Annotated in this window: 18 protein-coding genes; 15 read left to right on the forward strand and 3 right to left on the reverse strand. The window is 64.6% G+C overall.

Going from position 1 to position 21,476, the window contains the following annotated elements:
* Positions 1–258 precede the first annotated feature (258 nt).
* The 3 genes from KM031_RS21910 to KM031_RS21920 are packed head-to-tail and all read left to right on the forward strand — an operon-like array spanning position 259 to position 2,791.
* On the forward strand, positions 259–1,221 hold the full coding sequence (locus KM031_RS21910) for a glycosyltransferase family 2 protein (protein ID WP_215507021.1): 963 nt from the start codon (positions 259–261) through the stop codon (positions 1,219–1,221).
* Positions 1,196–1,864, forward strand: coding sequence for an acylneuraminate cytidylyltransferase family protein (locus KM031_RS21915; protein ID WP_215507022.1), 669 nt, complete (start codon positions 1,196–1,198; stop codon positions 1,862–1,864). Before KM031_RS21910 ends, KM031_RS21915 begins: the two co-directional genes overlap by 26 nt.
* Positions 1,865–2,791: an NAD(P)-dependent oxidoreductase gene (locus tag KM031_RS21920; protein WP_215507024.1), complete on the forward strand. Its 927-nt coding sequence runs from the start codon at positions 1,865–1,867 to the stop codon at positions 2,789–2,791.
* A gap of 25 nt (positions 2,792–2,816) precedes the next feature.
* On the opposite strand, the gene KM031_RS21925 is transcribed toward KM031_RS21920, so the two are convergent.
* Entirely contained in the window at positions 2,817–3,224 is a 408-nt protein-coding gene (locus KM031_RS21925; RefSeq protein WP_215507026.1) for a hypothetical protein, read from the reverse strand.
* A gap of 66 nt (positions 3,225–3,290) precedes the next feature.
* On the opposite strand from KM031_RS21925, the gene KM031_RS21930 reads away from it, so the two are divergent.
* From KM031_RS21930 to KM031_RS21985, 12 genes are all read left to right on the forward strand, one after another.
* Positions 3,291–6,023 carry a 6-hydroxymethylpterin diphosphokinase MptE-like protein gene (locus KM031_RS21930; RefSeq protein WP_215507029.1) on the forward strand — a complete coding sequence of 911 codons (2,733 nt, stop codon included), beginning with the start codon at positions 3,291–3,293 and terminating at the stop codon, positions 6,021–6,023.
* 28 nt (positions 6,024–6,051) lie between these two features.
* Complete coding sequence (gene gmd / locus KM031_RS21935; protein WP_215507031.1) at positions 6,052–7,146, forward strand: GDP-mannose 4,6-dehydratase; 1,095 nt, start codon at positions 6,052–6,054, stop codon at positions 7,144–7,146.
* A gap of 121 nt (positions 7,147–7,267) precedes the next feature.
* Complete coding sequence (locus KM031_RS21940; protein ID WP_215507032.1) at positions 7,268–8,026, forward strand: sulfotransferase domain-containing protein; 759 nt, start codon at positions 7,268–7,270, stop codon at positions 8,024–8,026.
* A complete protein-coding gene (locus tag KM031_RS21945; RefSeq protein WP_215507034.1) occupies positions 8,019–9,002 on the forward strand; it encodes a GDP-L-fucose synthase family protein in 984 nt (327 codons plus the stop codon). Before KM031_RS21940 ends, KM031_RS21945 begins: the two co-directional genes overlap by 8 nt.
* A gap of 24 nt (positions 9,003–9,026) precedes the next feature.
* Positions 9,027–10,472 (forward strand): mannose-1-phosphate guanylyltransferase/mannose-6-phosphate isomerase, encoded by a 1,446-nt coding sequence (locus tag KM031_RS21950; protein ID WP_246567297.1) that lies wholly within the window; start codon positions 9,027–9,029, stop codon positions 10,470–10,472.
* 183 nt (positions 10,473–10,655) lie between these two features.
* Positions 10,656–12,293, forward strand: coding sequence for a coiled-coil domain-containing protein (locus KM031_RS21955; RefSeq protein ID WP_215507036.1), 1,638 nt, complete (start codon positions 10,656–10,658; stop codon positions 12,291–12,293).
* Between the two features lie 104 nt (positions 12,294–12,397).
* Positions 12,398–12,931 (forward strand): hypothetical protein, encoded by a 534-nt coding sequence (locus tag KM031_RS21960; protein ID WP_215507037.1) that lies wholly within the window; start codon positions 12,398–12,400, stop codon positions 12,929–12,931.
* Complete coding sequence (locus KM031_RS21965; RefSeq protein ID WP_215507038.1) at positions 12,928–13,914, forward strand: glycosyltransferase family 2 protein; 987 nt, start codon at positions 12,928–12,930, stop codon at positions 13,912–13,914. The genes KM031_RS21960 and KM031_RS21965 overlap by 4 nt, the downstream gene beginning before the upstream one ends.
* Positions 13,911–15,095 (forward strand): glycosyltransferase family 2 protein, encoded by a 1,185-nt coding sequence (locus KM031_RS21970; RefSeq protein WP_215507040.1) that lies wholly within the window; start codon positions 13,911–13,913, stop codon positions 15,093–15,095. Before KM031_RS21965 ends, KM031_RS21970 begins: the two co-directional genes overlap by 4 nt.
* Positions 15,092–16,294, forward strand: a complete 1,203-nt coding sequence (locus KM031_RS21975) for a hypothetical protein (protein ID WP_215507042.1) — start codon at positions 15,092–15,094, stop codon at positions 16,292–16,294. The genes KM031_RS21970 and KM031_RS21975 overlap by 4 nt, the downstream gene beginning before the upstream one ends.
* Positions 16,291–17,313, forward strand: a complete 1,023-nt coding sequence (locus KM031_RS21980; RefSeq protein WP_215507044.1) for a hypothetical protein — start codon at positions 16,291–16,293, stop codon at positions 17,311–17,313. The genes KM031_RS21975 and KM031_RS21980 overlap by 4 nt, the downstream gene beginning before the upstream one ends.
* Before the next feature lie 21 nt (positions 17,314–17,334).
* Positions 17,335–18,705 (forward strand): phosphohexomutase domain-containing protein, encoded by a 1,371-nt coding sequence (locus KM031_RS21985; RefSeq protein WP_215507046.1) that lies wholly within the window; start codon positions 17,335–17,337, stop codon positions 18,703–18,705.
* A 49-nt stretch (positions 18,706–18,754) separates the two neighbouring features.
* Here KM031_RS21985 and KM031_RS21990 read toward each other — a convergent pair whose 3' ends face one another.
* Together KM031_RS21990 and KM031_RS21995 are read right to left on the reverse strand one after the other, a co-directional pair.
* Positions 18,755–19,777, reverse strand: a complete 1,023-nt coding sequence (locus tag KM031_RS21990; protein WP_215507048.1) for a ParB/RepB/Spo0J family partition protein — start codon at positions 19,775–19,777, stop codon at positions 18,755–18,757.
* A 107-nt stretch (positions 19,778–19,884) separates the two neighbouring features.
* Complete coding sequence (locus KM031_RS21995) at positions 19,885–21,279, reverse strand: AAA family ATPase (protein ID WP_215507050.1); 1,395 nt, start codon at positions 21,277–21,279, stop codon at positions 19,885–19,887.
* Positions 21,280–21,476: the final 197 nt, after the last annotated feature.

The raw sequence follows: 21,476 nt of genomic DNA on the forward strand, positions 1-21,476 counted from the left end.
TCTTGGGCCCCTGCCTGCGGCCCAAGCGGTTCAGAACACAACTCTGCCCAATTTTCAGCCATTCCGCCTCTGGCGCCGCGTTTCCTGCGGAAACCCGCCCAAAATTGCGGTGAAGGTCGTAATTTATGGACAAGTTCCTGCCACAGGTCTATTCGGAGGGCGTATTCATAATCTGTTGTTACGTGTCTCCTGGATGTTCCGGGATCTCCTGGATGTTCCGGGAATCAATTTGTACCGCCCTAACGTGGAGAACAAATCATGCGCGCAAGTATTGTGATCCGCACTTTGAACGAAGCCCAGCATCTCGACGACCTGCTGGTGATGATCGGCCGCCAGCAGACCCCCGGTCTGGAGGTGGAAACCGTTCTGATCGACTCCGGCTCGACCGATGGCACGCTCGAGATTGCCCGCCGGCATGGCTGCCGGATCACCCATATCACCAAGGCCGAGTTTTCGTTCGGACGGTCGCTGAACCGCGGCTGCGCCGCTAGCACCGGCAATATCCTGGTGTTCATTTCCGGCCATTGTGTGCCGGTCAATGTGCATTGGCTGCAAAACATGTGCCGCCCGCTGATCGAAGGCCGGGCCGCCTACAGCTATGGCCGTCAGATCGGCGATGATGACAGCAATTACAGCGAACACCGGATCTTCGCCAAATACTTCCCCGACCATTCGGCGGTGCCACAGACCGGCTTCTTCTGCAACAATGCCAATTCGGCACTGCTGCGCAATGTCTGGGACGATCATCCTTTCGATGAAACGCTCACCGGGCTCGAGGATATGGATCTGGCCAAACGTCTGGTCGGACGTGGCATGAAGATCGCCTATATCGCCGAAGCGCCGGTGTTCCACCACCATCAGGAAAGCTGGGCCTCGGTGCGCCGCCGCTTTGAACGCGAAGCGCTGGCGCTGCGCACGATCATGCCCGAAGTGCAGCTCACGCCGCTGGATCTGCTGCGCTGCCTGGCCACCAGTGTCACCGGCGACTGGCGCGCCGCCGCGCGCAATGGCGTGCGCTCGACCACCCGGCTCGACATGCTGCGCTATCGCTGGAACCAGTATATCGGCTCTTACAAGGGCAATCACGAACACCGCCGCCTGTCGCTGAAAGCGAAAGAGCGGTTCTTCTACCCACATGTCAATGAAAAGGCCGCACAAGATGACTGGCTCGGGCCGCTGCGTCGCACTCCTCCCCATGAAAGCCAACAGCCAGAGGGTTAAGGGCAAGAACTTCCGGCCCTTGCACGGCAAACCGCTGTTCCGCTGGATCCTGGATGCGCTTCTGGCCATCGACGAGATCGACGAAGTGGTGATCAATACCGATGCCCGTCATATTCTGGCGGAGAACGGCCTTGTCGAGGGCGGGCGCGTGCGCATCCGCGACCGCAAACCCGAACTCTGCGGCGATACCGTGTCGATGAACCTGATCCTCGCCGATGATATCGCGGCGGTGCCGGCCGACACCTATCTGATGACCCATACCACCAATCCGATGCTCAGCGCCGAGACGATCCATGCCGCCCTCGCGCGCTACAGCGCCGGTCTGGCGGCAGGCACGGCGGATTCGCTGTTCACGGTGAACAAGATCCAGACCCGGTTCTACCGCGAGGATGCGAGCCCGGTGAACCACGACCCCGACAACCTGATCCAGACCCAGGATCTGGAGCCGTGGTTCGAAGAAAACTCCAACCTCTACATCTTCTCGGCCCCCAGCTTTGCCACCACGAAAGCGCGCATCGGCAAGAAGCCCCTGCTGCATGTGATGGACAAGATGGAAGCCGTGGATATCGACACCCCGGAAGACTGGGCGCTGGCCGAAGCCGTGGCATCGCTGCGCAGCCCCCGCAAAGAGGCCGCCGAATAAATGAAAGACGTTCTTGTTACCTGCCCGCCGATGCTGGGCCAGATTGGCCTGTTCATGGACTATGCTGCCGAACGCGGGCTGAAGCTGCACCCCGCCAAGGTTACCCAGACTCTGAGCGAAGACGAGCTGAAGGCACTGCTGCCCGGCTATGATGGCTGGATCATCGGTGATGACCCGGCCACCCGCGCGGTGTTTGCCGCAGGCCAGACCGGTCGGCTGACCGCAGCGGTGAAATGGGGCATCGGCGTCGACAATGTCGATTTCGCGGCTTGCAAGGATCTGGGCATTCCGATCATCAATACCCCGATGATGTTCGGGGCCGAAGTGGCCGATGTGGCCACCGCCTTTGTGATCGGCCTCGCGCGCGAGCTGTTCCTGATCGACCGCAGCGTGCGCGCGGGCGGCTGGGTCAAACCGGCGGGCATCAGCCTTGTGGGCCGTCGCTGCGGCGTGGTCGGGCTTGGCGATATCGGCCGCAACACCGTCACGCGCATGCAGGCGCTGGGGCTGAAGGTCGTGGCCTATGATCCGGGCGTGCAGGGCGATGCGGGCATTCCTGGTCTGGAACGCGCCGCCTGGCCCGAGGCGGTGGAAGATCTGGATGTTCTGGTGTTCACCTGCGCGCTGAACAAACACAATTTCCACATGCTGAACGCCGAGGTTCTGGCGCGCTGCAAACCCGGTATCCGCATCGTCAACGTGGCCCGCGGCCCGCTGATCGACGAGGCGGCGCTGATCGCCGCGCTGCAATCGGGCCATGTCCATTCCGCCGCCCTGGATGTGTTCGAGGTGGAACCGCTGCCGATGGACAGCCCGCTGCGCCAGATGGAACGCTGCATCTTCGGCACCCATAACGGCTCCAACACCATCGACGGCGTGATCCGCGCCAGCCACACCGCCATTGACCGGCTTGCCGGTTTTTTCTGATCGCAGACCAAGACCAACGGGATTTCTAAAGATGACGCAAAAAGTCCTGCTCCTCACGGATAGCCGGGGCGTTCACAAGCCCGCGGGTTCCACGCATCAGCTGTATGCAGAGCGCCTTGCAAAAACGCCCGGCATACAGCTCACCTCCCTGCGTTGTCCCTATAAATGGACAACCATCCCCGATCTCCTGCATGTGCTCGATACTCTGGGCGCAGACAAGTTCGACCATGTCATCCTGCATGGCGGGATCGTCGATCATTCTCCCCGCGGCCAGTCCAGCATGATGGAAGGCCTTCTTGACCCGGTGGAAGTTACACCGGAGCAGGAGGTGCAGAGCCTGCTGGCCTCGCGTGATTTCAGCAAAAAGAAGATCGTCAACAAAAAGCGCCCCCTTCTGGAAGCCATCTTTGGCAAAAAGGCCGTTGCCGAGCATTTTTCGACACCTTTTGCAGAGACATATGAAGGCGAAGCCACAATCAATCTCTATAGCAAAGAGATGTTGCAGAATGCTCTGCTGCCCAAGCTTCAGGCCATTCCGAACCTGATCTTCATCAGCTCCAACACGTTCGCCCGTGGCTGGGAAGGCGACTATCCCAAGCCGCGCCCCGAAAATATCTACATGATCGAAGACTATTCGCGCATCCTGTGCGAAGGCCTGCCCCGGACCATCAATCTGCACCAGTGGAATGAAACCCAAGTGCGGAAGTTCACCTGTGACAACCTGCATCTTACCAAAGAGGGCAGTGACTGGATCTATCTGCGCGTTCTGGAAGAGCTTGGCCTGCGCAAGCGGGACTATTTCGTGAATCGCCGATCCATCTGGCCGCCGAAAACACCAACCCCCTGGCCTTTGGCCGGGGTGGCAGATCCTGCGGCACTGAGCTCGATCAAGATGGAACAGCAATCCCCGCTGTCTGCCAGGAACGTGGACGATCTGCGCAAGAAGATGGGGGTTGGCACCGGACCGCTTGCCAGCCTCGTCATCGGCTTCCGCTTCGGGGATGACGGCGATGACAGCCGCCGCGAGAACATGCGGCATCTGGTCGGCTATCTGCAGAATACCTATCCTGATGCCTTCGACATCCTGTTGGTGGAACAGGACAAGACCCGCAAGTTCGATGCCGATGGCGTCTTTGCAGACTGCCGCTACGAATTCCTGTACAACCCGAATGCCTACAACCGCGGCTGGCTCTATAACGTTGCCGCAAAACACTTCACCATGGCCAAAGTCGTGGGCTTCCTTGATACGGATGTCATTCCGGGTGCAAATTTCCTGGATTGCATCCTCGATTGTCAAAATGATTTCGACATCATCTCTCCCAATCGTAGCCTGTTCTATGCCAGCGAGGCCCAGACCGAAGTATTCCGCAACACGGGCCGCTTCGACGCCTTTCCGGTGACCGAAGCCAGCATCAAGAACCCGACGACCCTTGCGGGCGGGATGCTGGTCGTGAACCGCGAAAGCTTCCTCTCCATCGGCGGCTTTGAGCAGTATGTCGGCTATGGCTGCGAGGATCGCGCACTGGACGTGACGATGTTCGCCCTGCTGCCCCCCCACCGAGTGCGGATGGATTCACAAGCCTATTTCCACCAGTATCATCCGATCGTGGAATCCGAACGTGCCTATTTCCGTGACATCTATAATCACATGGCCGAACATTACCGCTGCGAATATTCGCCCGGCCTGTCGGTGACGGATTATATCCACAAGAACTGCTGCCATTCCGGGCCCGAAAAGGTGGCAGAGCTGCGCGACCTGCGCCTGCCGCATATCGGCGATCCCGATCTGTATCACGAGAATGCGCATGTCACGGTGAATGGCCTGCCGGGCCATCTGGCCACGCGCATCAAACTCGTGAAAGTGGAAAAGACCGAGCCGGTCTTCCCGCCAGAATGTGATGGCGTGAAACCCTATAATGACTCGGAAGAGCTGACCGGGAAATTTGCCAATGCCTGGGCCCCTGCGGTCAAGCGCGAGATCGCCGTCGACGACACGCGGCAATTGCAGTTTTTCTACAACCGTTACAAAGGTAAACGCTGCTTTATCATTGGCAACGGTCCGTCACTCAACGAACATGATCTTTCGCTGCTGAAGAACGAGTACACCTTTGCCGTGAACTCTTTCTACTACAAGACGCGGGAAACCGGCTTTGCACCCACATTCTTCGTGGTCGAGGACAGTTCGGTCATCAAGGAGAACCACGAAGAGATCGTCGCTTATGAGACGCCCTTCAAGTTTTTCCCGACGATCTATCAATCGCTGCATCCGAAACGGCCGGGAACCTATTTCTTCCCGCTCAATCGCGGTTTTTATGACAAGTTCAGCCCGAACTATGCCATTCCGCGGTTCTCCACGGATATCTCGAAGGTCGCTTATTGCGGGCAGTCCGTCACCTATGTGAACCTTCAGCTCGCCTATTTCATGGGCTTCACCGAAGTTTACCTGATCGGGATGGACTTCAACTATATCATTCCGGCCTCCCATGCCCGCAAAGGCGATGTCCTGACCTCTGACACGGATGATCCGAACCACTTCCACAAGGATTATTTCGGCAAGGGCAAGACCTGGAAAGACCCGAAACTCGACCGTGTGCTGATGAACTACAAAATGGCACGGCTCGTGTACGAATGTGCGGGACGCCAGATCTTCAACGCCACCAAGGGCGGGCATCTGAACGAATTCGAACGGGTGGATTATGATGGCCTCTTCGGGGGGGTAGACCGACGGTTCGCGCGTGAACCGCTGGATCTTACGCGCCCTGATGAGGCCTGGTCAAAGCTGCGCTATCCGCCGACACCGCCTGCGGCAAAACCTGCCCCTGCGCCGGCGGCCCCGCCCGCTGCCGTGTCGGCAGAGCTCGAACAGCTGCAGAAAAACTACAAGACCCTGCACGCCCATGCCCAGAAGCTTGAAGCCCGGCTCGCCGCACCGGCGGCGCCCAAACTGGCCGAGAGCGGCGATCCGCTGGAACGGCTGGCGGCCAGTCCGGCGGCAGAGGCGGGGGTGCTGTTGCTGCGCTCCTGCGCCTCGGCGCTGTTGCTTGATCCGGTTTCCGGGCTGAACCGGCTGGATACGGATCCGGCGCTGGCGGCGGCCGTGGCGCGGGCACTGGCGGCCCTGCCCGAAGGCGATGCCCTGCGCGGGCATTTCCAGCGGGTGCACGCCCATGCCGAGGCACAGCGCAAGGCCCGCCCCCGCACCACCGAGACGACGGTCGGGGCCGCGCAATGAGCGCAACGCAGGCCCGGGGTCGCGCCGCATGACGCGGCGCGCCCTCATCACCGGCATCACCGGGCAGGATGGCTCTTATCTGGCGGAACTTCTGCTGGAAAAGGGCTATGAGGTGCATGGCATCAAACGCCGTGCCTCGTCGTTCAACACCCAGCGGGTGGATCATCTCTATCAGGATCCGCATCTGGGCGATGGCCGCTTCCGGCTGCATTACGGCGATCTGACCGATGCCTCGGGCCTGACCCGGATTCTGGCGGAAACAGAGCCGCATGAAGTGTATAATCTGGGCGCGCAAAGCCATGTCGGGGTCAGCTTCGAGGCCCCCGATTACACCGCGCAGGTCGACGCGCTTGGCACTCTGCACCTGCTGGAGGCGATCCGCTTTCTGAAACGCGAGGGCGAGACGCGCTTTTACCAGGCCTCCACCTCGGAGCTTTATGGCCAGGTGGCCGAAGTGCCGCAGACGGAAACCACCCCGTTTCACCCGCGCTCGCCCTATGGGGTGGCCAAGCTCTATGCGCATTGGATCACGGTGAATTACCGCGAGGCCTATGGGCTCTATGCCTGCAATGGCATCCTGTTCAATCATGAAAGCCCGCGCCGAGGCGAGACCTTCGTGACCCGCAAGATCACACGCGGTCTGGCCCGCATCGCCCAGGGGCTGGAGCCCTGCCTTTATATGGGCAATCTCGACAGTCTGCGCGACTGGGGCCATGCGAAAGATTATGTGCGCATGCAGTGGCTGATGCTGCAACAGGATGCGCCCGAAGATTTTGTCATCGCCACCGGCGTGCAGCATTCCGTGCGCGACTTCGTGACCTGGGCTGCGACGGATCTGGGCGTCACCCTGCGCTTTGAGGGCAATGGCGTGGAGGAAGTCGCGGTGGCCGAGAGCGTGACTGGCGATCTCGCCCCCGGCATCCGGGCAAGCGATGTGGTGCTGCGCATCGATCCGCGCTATTTCCGCCCTGCCGAGGTGAACACCCTCCTGGGCAACCCCGCCAAGGCCCGCGCCAAACTCGGCTGGTCGCCACAGATCACCGCCCGCGAGATGTGCGCCGAAATGGTGGCGGCAGATCTGATGCTGGCGCGACAGGAACGGACGGCACGAGAGGCTCAATGACCAGATCCGGGCACATGCGCCTCACCGCGACGACAGCACGACTTGCAGGTTCAGGGATGATCCTCCAAAATCCTCTGCCCATCCGACTGTCGAAACAGGTTGCCGATTCAGGGGCGCAGTGATGTCTGCTGAAACTGTCTGCATCATCAATTCCATCCCGAAATCCGGCACCTATTTCACCGGGGCTCTGCTGGACCAGGCCGGGCTGCGGTCCACCGGCTATCATCTGCGCAACCAGCATTATTGGGATTGGACCCGCGCCGGATCGCTGGAAGAGATCATCCGTGACCCACAGGCGTTCCGCAGCAGCAGCACCCTTGCCGAAACGCATAGCCTGATCGGGGCGGGCTATACCTATGCCCATCTCGACCACACCGCCGAGGCAATCCAGCATCTGGCGGCTGTTCCGGCATTGCGGCACCTGTTCCTGATCCGGGATCTGCGCGCCTGCCTGCTGTCGTCGATGCGCTTTGCCGAACAGCGGCAGCAGGCGCAGTCTCCGGCCACGCCGCGCCCGCCTCTGAGCCCCGAGCGGTTCTGCGGCTTTCTGGAGACCGCGTGCAAACCCTTCATGGACGGGGCGGCACGGCAGATTGGCTGGAAAGACCATCCCGGGGTCGGGGTGTTCCGCTTTGAAGATCTGGTCGAAGCCCCTGATCCGGCGCTGCGGGCCGAAAGCTGCCGCCGACTGCTGGAGTTTTGCGGTATCGCCGTGGCGGATGCTCTGGGGATCGCAGATCGGGCCATCGCCACCCCCACCCGCACCTTTTCGGGCAGCCTCTCGGATTGGCGCAGCGTCTGGAATGCGGCCGCACAAGAACAATTTGTGGCCGCAGGTGGGCCCGCCCTGAATTCGGCGCTGGGATATGGACATGACTGACGCGCCGCAGACCATCTTTCTCGCCGGGCATCGTGGCATGGTCGGCAGCGCCCTCTTGCGCAAGCTGGAGGCCCGGCAGGCGGCGGGGGCGGCGATCCATATCGTGACGCGGACCCGGGCCGAGCTGGATCTGACCGATGCGGCGGCGCTGCGCGCCGTTCTGGCGCAAACCCGCCCGGATGTGGTGATCCTGGCCGCCGCAAAGGTGGGCGGCATCCATGCCAATGCCACCTGCCCGGCCGAGTTCATCCACGACAACCTGATGATTGCCTGCAACGTGATCCATCAGGCCCATCTGGCGGGGGTGCAGCGGCTACTCAATCTCGGCTCCTCCTGCATCTATCCGCGCGCGGCGGCGCAGCCGATGGCCGAGACGGCCCTGATGACCGGCCCGCTGGAGCCGACCAACGAACCCTATGCCGTGGCCAAGATCGCGGGCATCAAGCTGTGCGAAAGCTACAACCGGCAATATGGCCGCGATTACCGCTCGGTCATGCCGACGAATCTCTATGGCCCGGGCGACAATTTCCACCCCGAAACCAGCCATGTGCTGCCCGCACTGCTGCGCCGCTTCCACGAGGCGGTGCAGAGCGGTGCCGCCGAGGTCACCATCTGGGGCAGCGGGCAACCAATGCGGGAATTCCTGCATGTCGATGACATGGCCGAGGCCAGCCTGTTCGTGCTGGATCTGCCACAGGCCGCCTATGCCCGCGAAACCGAACCGATGCGCAGCCATCTCAATGTCGGCACCGGCACCGATCTGGCGATTGCCGATCTGGCGCGGATGATCGCCGCCATCACCGGCTTCACCGGCCAGATCCGCTTTGACACCTCCCGCCCCGATGGCACTGCGCGCAAGCTGCTGGATGTGTCGCGGCTGGCCCGGCTGGGCTGGCAGGCACAGATTCCGTTGCAGCAAGGGCTGGCCGCGACTTATGACTGGTTCCTGACCCATCAGGACACTGCCCGGCGCTGAGGCCAGGCATGCGGAGGCACCAGCATGACCCAGATGATCCATCCCGTTCTGCTCTGTGGTGGCTCCGGCACCCGGCTCTGGCCGCTGTCGCGCAAAAGCTACCCCAAGCAATTCGCGCAGCTGACCGGCGATGAAAGCCTGTTTCAGGCCTCGGCCCGGCGGCTGTCCGGCGCGGATTTTGCGGCACCCCTGGTGGTGACGGGCAGCGATTTCCGCTTCATCGTGCTGGAACAGCTGGCCGCCGTCGAAATTGCCCCCAGCGCCGTGCTGATCGAACCGCAGGCGCGCAATACCGCACCCGCCATTCTGGCCGCCGCTTTGGCGCTGGAGGCACAGGCCCCCGGCGCGCTGATGCTGGTAGCCCCCTCCGACCATGTGGTGCCCGATGCGCCGCGCTTCCGCGCCGCCGTGCAGGCCGCCGCCGCCGCCGCCCGTGCCGGGCAGATCGTCACCTTCGGCATCCGCCCGGACCGCGCCGAAACCGGCTATGGCTGGCTGGAGCTGAGCCGGCCCAGCCCCGATTTCGCGCCGGAGCCGCAGCCGCTGCGCCGCTTTGTCGAAAAACCCGATGCTGCCACGGCACAGGCGATGCTGGCGGATGGGCTGCATCTGTGGAATGCGGGCATCTTCCTGTTCACCACCACCACGCTGATCGCGGCCTTTGCCGCCCATGACCCCGCCATGCTGGAGCTGGTGCAGGCCGCCACCGCTGCCGCCCAGCCGGATCTGGCCTTCACCCGGCTGGCCCCAGAACCCTGGGCCCGGCTGGCCGATATTTCCATCGATTACGCCGTGATGGAAAAGGCGGCCAATCTGACCGTGCTGCCCTATGATGGGCAATGGTCCGATCTGGGTGGCTGGGAGGCGGTCTGGCGCGAGGCGGGGCCGGATGCGACGGGCGTGGTGACCCATGGCCCCGCGACAGCGATCGACTGTGAAAACAGCCTGTTGCGCGCCGAGGCCGACACGGTGCAACTGGTGGGCATCGGGCTGAAAAACATTGTGGCCATTGCCATGCCCGATGCTGTGCTGATCGCCGACAAGGACCGGGCGCAGGATGTGAAACTGGCCGTGGCCAGCCTGAAGGCGCAAGGCGCGTTGCAGGCCGAAAGCTTTCCCCGCGATTACCGGCCCTGGGGCTGGTTTGAAAGCCTCGCCATAGGCTCGCGCTTTCAGGTGAAACGCATCGTGGTGCATCCGGGCGCGGCGCTCAGCCTGCAAAGTCATCATCACCGCGCCGAACATTGGGTCGTGGTCGAGGGCACCGCCCGGGTGACGATCGATCAGGAGGTCCGGCTGGTGACAGAAAACCAGTCGGTCTATATCCCGCTCGGCGCAGTGCACCGCATGGAAAATCCGGGCAAACTGCCGATGGTGCTGATCGAGGTGCAGACCGGCAGTTACCTCGGCGAGGATGACATCATCCGCTATGAGGATGTCTATGCGCGCGGTCAGGGGGCCAAGGGGTGACGGACCGGCCCTGCAGATCCCCCGGATTTCCCTTGTTTCGCGTGCGAAACAGCGGTGAAACTTTGGGCAGAACACAGGTCGCCCCGGTTGTAGTCACAGGCGGAACAGGCGAAAAGCACGATACGGGGCACCCGGCGGTCCATGCGGCACCACCGGATGACTTTCGACAAGCAGAGGCACAGAATGAGCGATAGCAGCAAACCTTCTTCCGATGTGGACGCCGTGCCGACGGTCGCGCTGTTCTGCGCGCCCGGCACGCCGCCGGAAACTGCGGCCCCCCTTGCCGCAGCGGCAGAGGGGCGGCTGGCCATTCTGGCCTATGATCCGGCGGTGATTGCCGCCGCACTGGCCCGGGGGCAGCGCGCGGTGCTGCTGTGGCAAAGTGCGCGCGAGGCGCTGGCACAGGCCTTGCAGGCCGGGCAGGCCCCGGCAGCGGCGCTGGCGGATTGGGAGACCATGGCCTCGGATCTGCTCGCGCTGTATCGCCGCAACCGGCGCGGGCTGCTGCTGGTCTGTGCCGACCTGCTGACCGAGGGTAGCCCCGCCGATCTGGACGGGCTGCGCACGCAGCTGGGGCTGACCGCCGCCCTGCCCGCAGCGCCCGCCCCCGGCCCCGATCCGCTGCCCCGGCTGCTGGCCGATCTGGCCGTGCCCCGGCTGGGCGGCCGACTGCGCCAGGTGCTGACCGAACTTCAGGCCTCCAGCCTGGCACCGCTGCCCGCCGATCTTGCCCCCGAGGCGCTGGACCGCGCCGCGCAGACCCTGCAGGATCAGGACGAGATTCTGGCGCTGCATCAGGCGCAGTTGCAGCACCTAGACGGCAATGTGCAAAGCCTGCTGGCCGAGGTCGTGCATAAGCAGGGCTTCACCGCCGAAACCGCCCGGCTGACCACCGAATTTGCCGCCATCGGCGCGCAGCTGGCAGCCGAGACGCAGCGCAGCCTGCACCTGACTGCCGAACGTGATGCGGCCCGTGCCGAGCTGGCCAAGGCCCAGACGGCCACCCAAGCCGAAAAGACCCGCGCCGCCGCCCTGACTGCCGAACGCGATACGGCCCGCGCCGAGCTGACCAAGGCGCAGGCGGCCACGCAGGCCGAAAAAGCCCGCGCAACCAGCCTGACCGCCGAACGCGATGCCGCCCGCGCCGAACTGACCAAGGTGCAGGCGGCCACGCAGGCTGCGGCACAGGCCGCCGCCAAGGCCGAAAAGGCCCGCACCAGCGAGGCGGTAAAGGCCCAGACCGCGACGCAGACCGAGATCGCGCAGCAGCGGCAGCGGCTGGCCGCACAGGATAGCGAGCTGCCCCTGCTGCGCGCCCAGATCGAACAGCTTCAGGCCGAGGCCGACCGCCATCTGACCACCACAGCCCCGGATACCGCCGACCTGCGCAGCCTGGCGCAAGAGGGCGACCGGCTGCGCGAGGCGCTGATGCAGTCGGAAAAGGCCGTGTCGCGCGCTCTGGCCGAGGCCCGGGCCGAAGCCGAACGCCGCGCCCGTCTGGAAGCGGATCTGGCGCGCAGCACTGCGAGCCTGCAGGCGCTGCACCGGCAGGATCAGGATCTGATCGCCGCGCAGGACACCATCCGCCAGCTGACCGGCGACAGCGCTGGCCTGCTGGAGGCGCTGGCCAGCGGAACCGCCGCACTGGCCCAACTGCAGGCGCGCGAAGCCGCATTGGTGCAGGATCTGGCGGCCAGCTCGGCCCAACTGGCCATGCTGACCGAAGAGCGCGACCGGATGCTCGCCTCGCGCTCCTGGCGGGTGACGCGGCCCCTGCGCAGCGCCCATCGTGCGATCCGCCCCAAACCGCCTGAAGCCTGACGGCCCCTGCCGTCAGATATGCCATCAGATCCTGTGCCATGTCCGCATCAGGCCCCCCGTAACCGACAGACATCTCCCGGCCATACAGCAGGGAAAGGACCGCAATGACCCATAATCTCGACCTGGGCCCCGATGCCGGGGCCAATCACCTTCTGGCCCTGCTGCGCGGGCTGAGCTTTTCCGGACCTGTCGCCTCGGACAGCCCACTGCTGCCCGGCCTGTTCTTCTCGCTCGATCCCGAGAGCAGCACCCAGCTGCGCTGCCACAGCACCCCCGGCATGATGGTGGAGGCCGAATTCACCGTGGCCCGCCCCGGCCGCTGGATGGCGCTGCATATCAATCTGAGCGAGGCCGACCTGCGCGGGCGGCAGGTGCTGGGCGTGGTGTGCAAATCGCACAGCCCCGCTGCCACCACCTTCCGGCTCTGCCTGCGCTCGGGGCGCGAGGGCGGCTTCACCGATACCTTCTTCCGCAAGACCGTGGTCGCCTATGCCGAAACCAGCACCCATCTGGATGCGCTGATGCTGGATGCCGAACCGGGCCTGCCCCCCGAGGCACCCTGGCGCGAACTGGTGCTGTTCTTCCGCCCGGAAACCAGCAAGATCACCCTGCAGGATCTGCGGATCTTCATCGTATGACCCTCTCGCTTGTCATCCCGGTCTGGAACGACCCCGAAGGGCTGTGCCGCCTGCTGGTGCAGGTGCAGGGGATGGCCTGTTTCCACGAGATCCTGATTTCCGACGATGCCTCCGATCCGCCCTGCGGGCCGCAGATGCCGGGCCTGCCCGCCGCGGTTGCCGCCGATCCGCGGCTGATCTGGCTGCGCAGCGACAGCCAGCGCGGCGCGGGCCATGCCCGCAACATCGCGCTGGACCGAGTGCAGGGCAGCCATGTGCTGTTCTTCGATTCCGATGATCTGTTCACCGCCGAGATCACCGATCTGGTGCAGCACCTGGACCAGCTGCCGCCGGATCTGCGCGATTATGATTTCTGCCTGTTCCGCCATGTCGACAGCCGGGTGCGCGCGGCGGGCGGTTATGGTCCGCTGGCCGGCGATGAACGCTATTGGGATGCCGCCGGGGCCACCGAGGCCCCGGCCCCGCTGGGAACCGCCGCCGCGACCCAGATGTGCCGCATCGCCGCCTATCCATGGAACAAGATCTATCGCACCGCCTTTCTGCGCGACAATGGCATCCGCTGCACCGAAATTCCGGTGCATAACGATGTCGAGCTGCATTGGATGAGCTTTTTCAAGGCGCGGCGCATGCTGATCTCCAGCCTGATTTGCTGCGAACATTTTGTCGTCGATGCGGGTCAGCGCCTGACCAACCGCAGCGGGCGCGAGCGGTTCGAGGTGTTCCGCGCGCTGGAGGCCTTGCAGCACGAATTGCTGCGCAACCGCCATCTGCCCGACTATGCCGAACCCTTCATCGAATTCTACACCCGGCTGTTCGGCTGGATCACCGACACGCTGGAGCCGGATCTGCGCGCCGCCTTCACCGCGCGCAGTCGGCAGTTCCTGCTGGATCACCTGCCCGAGCCGCTGTTCACGCTGATCGCGCTGCGCAGGCCCGATGTCGCGGCCCGCATCACCCGCCTGCTGACGGAGCGTCCGGCATGAGACATTCCTTCATTGTCACCACCTATAATATCGACAGCTATATCACCCGCTGCCTGGACAGCCTGCGCCCCTGCACCCGTCCCGGCGACGAGATCATCGTGGTGGATGATGGCTCGACCGACGGCACCGCCGAACGGGTGGAGGCGCTGCTGGCGGCCGGCGGCTTCGGCCCCGAGGTGACGCTGCGCCCGATCCTGCTCGGGGCCAATACCATCGGCGGCGTGGGGATTCCCGGCAATATCGGCATGAGCGCGGCTGAGGGCGAGGCGGTGTTTTTCGTCGATGGCGATGACTGGCTGGAACCCGACGGGTTTCTGGCCTGCCGCCGCGCCTTTGAAAGCTCGGGTGCCGATATCCTGCTCGGCAATTACATGGAATATGACGAACAGGCCGGTCAATCGCGCCCGCCCGCCGATGCCCGGCGCTGGTCGGGGCTGGCCGCGGCGCAGGATGCCACCGCGCGGCAGCGGTTTGCGCTGGCGCTGATTGCCGTGCCCTGGCGCAAATTCTACCGGCGCAGCTTTCTGCAGGAACATCGGCTGAAATTCCCTGAAGGCAATTTCTTCTTTGAAGACAATCCCTTCCATTGGGAGGTCTGCCAGAAGGCGGGCTCCATCGCCTTTCTGGACCGCATCCTGTGCCAGCACCGGATCAACCGCCCCGGTCAGACCATGGCCTCGACCGGGCAGGAGCTGGGCGCCTTTTTCACCCATTACGAGACGATCCGCAGCCGCCTGCCCGCAGGCGATGCCGGCTTACAGGGCGCAGCCCTCGACTGGCTGATCAACAACATGGCTTGGCATGTGACCCGGCTGCACCCCGAGGCGCGCTGGCCCTATGCCAATCGCGCCGCCGAGGTTCTGGCCAGCTGCCCCGCCGATCTCTGGGCCGGGGCGCGGCAGCGGTTCCTGACCACCTCGATCGGCGGCATGGCCGAGGCGCTGCGCCGGGGCGAGATTGCCGCCGTGGTCTCGGCCTGGAACAGCGATCACCTGCGCCGCCAGATCAGCGATCTGGGCAACCGGCTCAGCACGCTGCAGGCCAGCGTCACCACATTGCAAGATGACGACAAGACCCAGGCTGCGCGGCTCGACGGGCTGCGCCAGATCGCGGAATTCAGCGCCCTGAAAGCGCTTGCCCGGGGCTTCGCCCCCGATGACCAGACGGAGACCCCCGCATGAAACTCGCCCTGCATATCGGCACCCCAAAAACCGGCACCACCACGCTGCAACGCTGGTTCGCGCAGAACCGCACGGCCTTGCAGGCACAGGGGGTGATCTATGCCCAAGCACCGGGGGCCGAAAACCACCGCAAGCTGATGGCCTATGCCCGCGACACCGACAAGCCCGATGGCAGTTTTGCCGGCTTCGGTATCCATGGGCCCGAAGATCACGCAGCCTTCCGCGCCGGGCTGGAAACCGCGCTGGCGCAGGAGGTGGCCGCCCATCCCGGTGCCCGTGTCTGGGTGATGTCGAACGAGCATATCTTCAGCAAGGTCATCACCCGCCCGATGGCACGGCGGCTGAAAGACCTGCTGACCCCGCATTTCAGCGAGATTACTGTCTATCTGCATCTGCGGCCACAGCTGGATCTGATGATGTCCAATGCCTCGCAACTGGCCCGCATCGGGCGGCAGATGTCGCGCGTGGAAATGACCCGGCCGGGCATCAGCCCCGAAAACTACTTCTTTGGCTACGACCGCTTTCTGACCAATTGGGAAGCGGTGTTCGGCGCACGCAACATCCGCCTGGTGCCGTTCCGCCGCACGCCCGACATGACCCGCTTCCTGCAGGCCGAGCTGGGCATCGACACCAGCACCCTGCCCGCCGCCGCCCGCGAGAACACCGGGCTGGACTGGCGCGCCATCGCGCTGGCCAATGTGGTGAACCGCAGCCTGCAGGCCGCCGACGTGGCCCCCCTGCCCGATTTCCATCTGGACTCCATGCCCGGCACCGAGCGGATCCAGCCTGGTCTGGCACTGGCGCAAGAGGTGCAGGCCCGTTTCACCGCCAGCAATGCCGCGCTGGCGGCCCGCCGCTCCGACATCACGCTGGAAGATCTGACCCCCGATTGGTCCGCCTATGCGCCCGAGGGCAATCTGCATCTGGTTGATGCGCCCTGTGTGTTCGAGGCGCAACTGGGCCATATGGTGCGCCGCTTTGCCGGCGACGTGGCGCTGGAAACCTGGCGGCGGCATCTGGCCGAAGGCAAGCTGGCCGCCCTGACCGGCGATGCCGCCGGTGTTTCGCGCGCGAAACGCCAGATGGAACGGCTGGCAACCCGGCTGACCAGCCTCGGCGTGGCGCTGCCCGCAGCCCCGGCCCCGCGGCCCGCCCCGACGCAGACAGCACCGGCGCAGACGGGCACCGGCACCGCATGATCCGCATCCTGCCCTTCGGGGCATTCCACAACCGCCAGCCGCTTGCCTATGCGCCGATCCGGGCGCGGCTGGCGGGGCCGGTGGAACTGGTCGACACGCCGTCAGAGGCGCAGATCCTGCTGATCAGCCATCACAAGGATCTGGAGCTTTATGGCACGCGCCTGCTGCGCCTGCTGGCGGCGCGCCCGGCGCTGCGGGTGGTGCTGCTGTCAGAAGAGCCGTTCTGGGACAGTTGCTGGGCCCCCGATCCGTTCAGCCGGTATCAGGGCTTTGCCACGCCGGAAGGCGTGCTGCCCTATGCGGTGCTGAACCATCATACCTCGGCGATCTACCGGGCGCAGCGCATCCCGTATTTCCTGCTCACCGATCCGCGGTACATCGCCCATTACCGGCCGCTGTTTGACCGCAACGCCGGGCGCAGCGCCGCCGAATGGCTGGCGCATTTCCGCGATGTGCCGCTCGATGCGGGGTTCATAGGCGAAAAGCGCAGCCATGACCGCCACAACCCCGCCTTCCCGGCGCAGGATGTCTGGGGGTTGAGCGTGTTTCGCAGCCGCTTCACCCATCTCTGCACGGCGGGCCGGGTGCTGCGGGCGGGCAAGGGCTGGTCGGACGGGCCGCCCCGGCAGGAACTGCCCGACTGGCACGCCGACAAGCTTGCCCTGCTCGATCTGCGCTGCCGTTATGTGGCGGGGTTCGAGAACACCCATCAGGCAGATTACCTGTCGGAAAAGATCTATGACGCTTTCGCAGTGGGGGCGGTGCCGCTCTATGTGGCAGGCAAGACCCATGCCGTGCATCGGCTGGTGGGACCTGCGGGCTGGCTGAACTTCTATGCGCCGCCGCCGAAAGCCACGGCCTTCGATCCCCGCCGCCGGGTGACGGCCCCCGAGGCCGCCGCTTATGCGGCAGTCCAGGCCCGTCTTGCCACGCTGTTTCAGGATCCCGCCGCAACAGAGACGGAACTGGACCGCCTGACCACGGCCTTGGTTGCCGAATTCCGCCGGTTGCTCAGCTAGCCCCCGTAAAGGAACCCTCACATGCCGCTGACCTGCTTCAAAGCCTATGACATCCGCGGCCGGCTGGGCCTTGATCTTGACGAGGGCATTGCCCACCGCATCGGCCGGGGCTTTGCCCGGGCGCTGGACGCGCGCCTGGTGGTGGTGGGCCGCGATTGCCGCGCCTCGTCTGACGCGCTGGCCGAAGCGGTGATGGCCGCCCTGATCGCCGAAGGGGCCGAAGTGCTGGACCTCGGGCTTTGCGGCACCGAAGAAATGTATCACGCCACCACGCATTTCGCCGCCGATGGCGGAATCGAGGTCACGGCCTCGCACAATCCGATGGATTACAACGGCATGAAGATGGTGCGCGCCGGATCGGCGCCGCTGGATGCCGCAACCGGCCTGGCCCGCATCCGCGCGCTGGCCGAGGCGGATGATTTTGGCCCGGCCCGCCCCGGCGGTGCCCGCCGCGATGTCGCCGTCGAGGCCCGCGCCGCCTATGTGCAAACGGTGATGTCTTTCGTCTCTGTGCCTGCGCTTTTGTCGCTGAAAATCGTGGTCAATGCCGGCAATGGCGCGGCAGGCCCCAGCTTTGACGCCATCGCTGCGGCGCTCGCCGCCCAGGGCGCGCCGCTGGAGATCATCCGCCTGCATCACACGCCGGATGGCAGCTTCCCCAATGGAATCCCCAACCCGCTTCTGCCCGAAAACCGCCCCGTCACCGCCGAGGCAGTGCGCGCCGCCGGGGCCGATCTTGGCCTCGCCTGGGATGGCGATTTTGATCGCTGTTTCTTTTTCGATGCCGAAGGCCGCTTCATCGACGGCGAATATATCGTCGGCCTGCTGGCAGAGGTGTTTCTGGCCAAGGAGCCGGGCGCGCGCATCGTGCATGACCCGCGTGTGATCTGGAATACTCAGGATGTCGTGGCCCGGGCGGGCGGCATCGCGGTGCAGGCGCGCACCGGCCATGCCTTCATCAAACAGGTGATGCGCGATGAAGGTGCTGTCTATGGCGGCGAGATGTCGGCGCATCACTACTTCCGCGATTTCTGTCACTGTGACAGCGGCATGATCCCCTTCCTGCTGGTAATCGAGTTGATGAGCCGCAAGCGCGCGGCACTGGCCGATCTGGTGGCGGCGCGGCAGGCGGCCTTTCCATCCTCGGGCGAGATCAACTTTCACCCGCACGATCCGCAGGCCGCCATTGCAAGGGTGCGCGCGGCCTATGAGCCGCTGGCCACATCTGTAGATGAGACCGATGGGCTGAGCTTTGCCTTTGCCGATTGGCGGTTCAATCTGCGCAGTTCCAACACCGAACCCGTGGTGCGCCTGAATGCTGAAAGCCGGGGCGATGCCGCCGCACTGGCCAGCCGGGTGGCCGCCCTTCAGGCCCTGTTGACCGAGGGCTGAACCGGCCCGGATGCCGGCTGTGTTTCGCACGCGAAACACAGCCGATGCGTCACCATTCCTGCGTTTTCAGCCAGTCCAGCAGCCGGGCGCGCAGCGCCGCATCGGCCTTGACGCCCTCCAGCACCAGTCGCCCCGAAGCATGGGTCGACAGCCGCAAACCGGGCAGGGGCTCCTCCACCAGAATAGTCTCTGTGACGGCGGTTAGAGCCGCTTTTTTGGCCGCGTCCCCGCTCAGCCGCGCCAACTCGGTCGCTGCATCCGCCGCAGGCTCTGCCGCCAGCGCCGCGCGCAGACGCGGGCCCAGCTGCGGATCGGCCTCCAACGCCTTGGCAAGCTGCAAGCCGAACCGCTCGCTCATCGCTTCGGGAAAGCGCAGCACCCCGTCCAGTGCCTGCACGATGCCCAGGAACGAGCCGATCTTGGACCGCTTCGCCCGCGAGGCACTGCGGAACAGATCGCGCAGCGCGTCCTTTTCGCTGGCATAGACACCGATTTCTACCGCCTTGGCCACGATGCGCGCGCGTTCATAGAACGACAGCCCGACCCGGATCTCGTTTTCTTCGACCATCGCCAGATAAGCTTCCGAGGCCTGATCCGGTTTGCGCAGCAGCGCCAGGACCGTGGCGAACTGCGCCGTATCCCCGGCCTCGTCGCGCAGGATGCTCAGCGCCCGCAGCCGCCGCCAGCCCGAGATCAGGCCATAACGCCCGCCGTCCAGCGCCACCACCTCGATCGGCGTCTGCTGGCCGCGCAGGCGCAGGCTTTCGATCAGCGCCGTCATCTCCTCGGGATCGGCGGCCAGCCGGTCGCGCACCAGATGCCCGGCCTCGACCTGATCCAGCGGCAGCGCGATCACCAGCCGTCCGCCTTCGCGCGCCGCCCGCAGGGTTTCGGCCATTTCCTGCATGGCGGCCGTGGCTGCCGCCGCACCCGCCATATCGGCAATCGGTGCCGACCGGGTATGCCCCCCGGCATAGCCGGAGGGATAGCTGGGGAAAAAGGCCTTGGTCTCCAGCACCGGCACCTCGTCCGGCTCGGCACCAAGGGGGGAAAGACGTTTGCGTTTGGCCATGGCAGTCTCCGCTCAGGGGGCCGTCAGAAGGACGGCGGCGGGGTTAAAACGGGGCGAAGGCAGCGCCCGATCCGGTTTCGCACGCGAAACAGCGGGGGCCGAATACGTCACTGTGCGGCCTCTTGTGCCACAGCCAGCTCTTCGCGCCGCCAGCTTCCCAGGATCAGCGCTTTCACCGCTGCCCAGGTCTCATCGAAGGTTTCCCGACCGCGGGCATAGGTCTCGCGGTTGAAGTCGCGGTAATCGGCCTCATAGATGCCGCGCACCTGTTCGCCCGCCTGCCCGATCAGCGCGGTGAAATCCTGCCGGTGTGGCGACAGGGTCTGCCCCAGCCAGCCCTGCATCAGCGCAGCCAGTTCGGCCTGCTGCGATCCGTCAAAGCGGGTGACGATGGCACGCACCGCATCCCATTCGAAACTCAGCTCCGGCCGCCCCAGCGCCCGCGCAGCCATGTTCTCGCCCTCCTCGATCGAGCGGAAGGTGGAATGCAGCATGTCGAAGAACCGCCCGGTGGAATCGAACTCCAGAAACGAGGCGCCCATCGGTACCAGCAGGATATCGGCGGCGGCCAGCCCGTTGATGGTCAGATAGCCAAGGGCGGGCGGCGTATCGAGGAAGATCAGATCATATTGATCGAGGATGCCATCAGCGGCCAGCGTCTCGGTCAGCGCATCCCACAACTTCCAGCCGCGCCCCTGCATGCGCCAGACCGGAATCTGGAACTCGGCCCAATAGAGGTTCAGCTGCGCCCCGATCAGGTCGATATTCGGCCAATGGGTTTTCTGCACCAGATCCTGCGCTTTGATCGGCAGCGCCTCGCTCAGCGTGTCATCCAGCGGGATCGGTGAATCGCCCCGGTCCAGACGACGCTGGTTCTCGATGCGCAGATGGCTGGCGTAATGGCGGGCCAGCAGCGGGAAGACCGTTTGCCATTCATCGGCCACGCGCCCGCCGAAGATCGAGGTCATCGAGCCCTGGCTGTCGAGGTCGATCACCAGCACGCGGTAGCCATCCAGCGCTGCCGACATCGCCAGATGCGCGCAGGTGGAGGTCTTGCCGACGCCGCCCTTGAAATTCGCCACCGCGAGCATCTTGGCGGGCAGGCCCTTGGGCCGGTAGGGCAGATAGGGTTTGGCCTTGGAGCCTTCGGCGCCGAAATGCGCGCGCAGCCGCAGCACCTCGTCGAGGGTGAACCATTTGGCGCCGCCCTCGGTTTCCGAAAGCCCCTGCGGCAGATCGGGGTTCAGCTTCAGCACCCGGCGAAAATGGGCCTGGGCCACCGGGATCAGGTAGCGGGTGATTTCCCAGGTGGAGAACAGCCGCAGGCTGCGGCTGCCGCTGGCATCGAGGCCACGCCCGGCCAGATCCTGCCGCCCCGCCTCGCAGGCCTTGGCGATGCTGCCGAAGCCCTCGGTGGTGGTCGGGCGACCCAGCCCGGCCAGTGCGAGATCGGGGTCGATGGCGAAATAGGGGGGCAGGCTGCCCAGCGGATCTGCTTTCATGCTCGCGGCCTCATATGCTGCGTTTTCGTCAGTATACGCAAAAACACGGCATATGGAAGAAAAGACCGCACACGGCAGGAATTTTATAACTGATTCTGAGGCTTGGCTCTGCCTGTCTCGGCAATTTCGCGGCTTGTGCCTGGGGATCGGCGGGGGCTGCGCAGATTTTTTTCAGTTATGGGATGTTATCTTAAGTG

This window comes from Gemmobacter fulvus (genome assembly GCF_018798885.1).
Lineage (GTDB): Bacteria > Pseudomonadota > Alphaproteobacteria > Rhodobacterales > Rhodobacteraceae > Gemmobacter > Gemmobacter fulvus.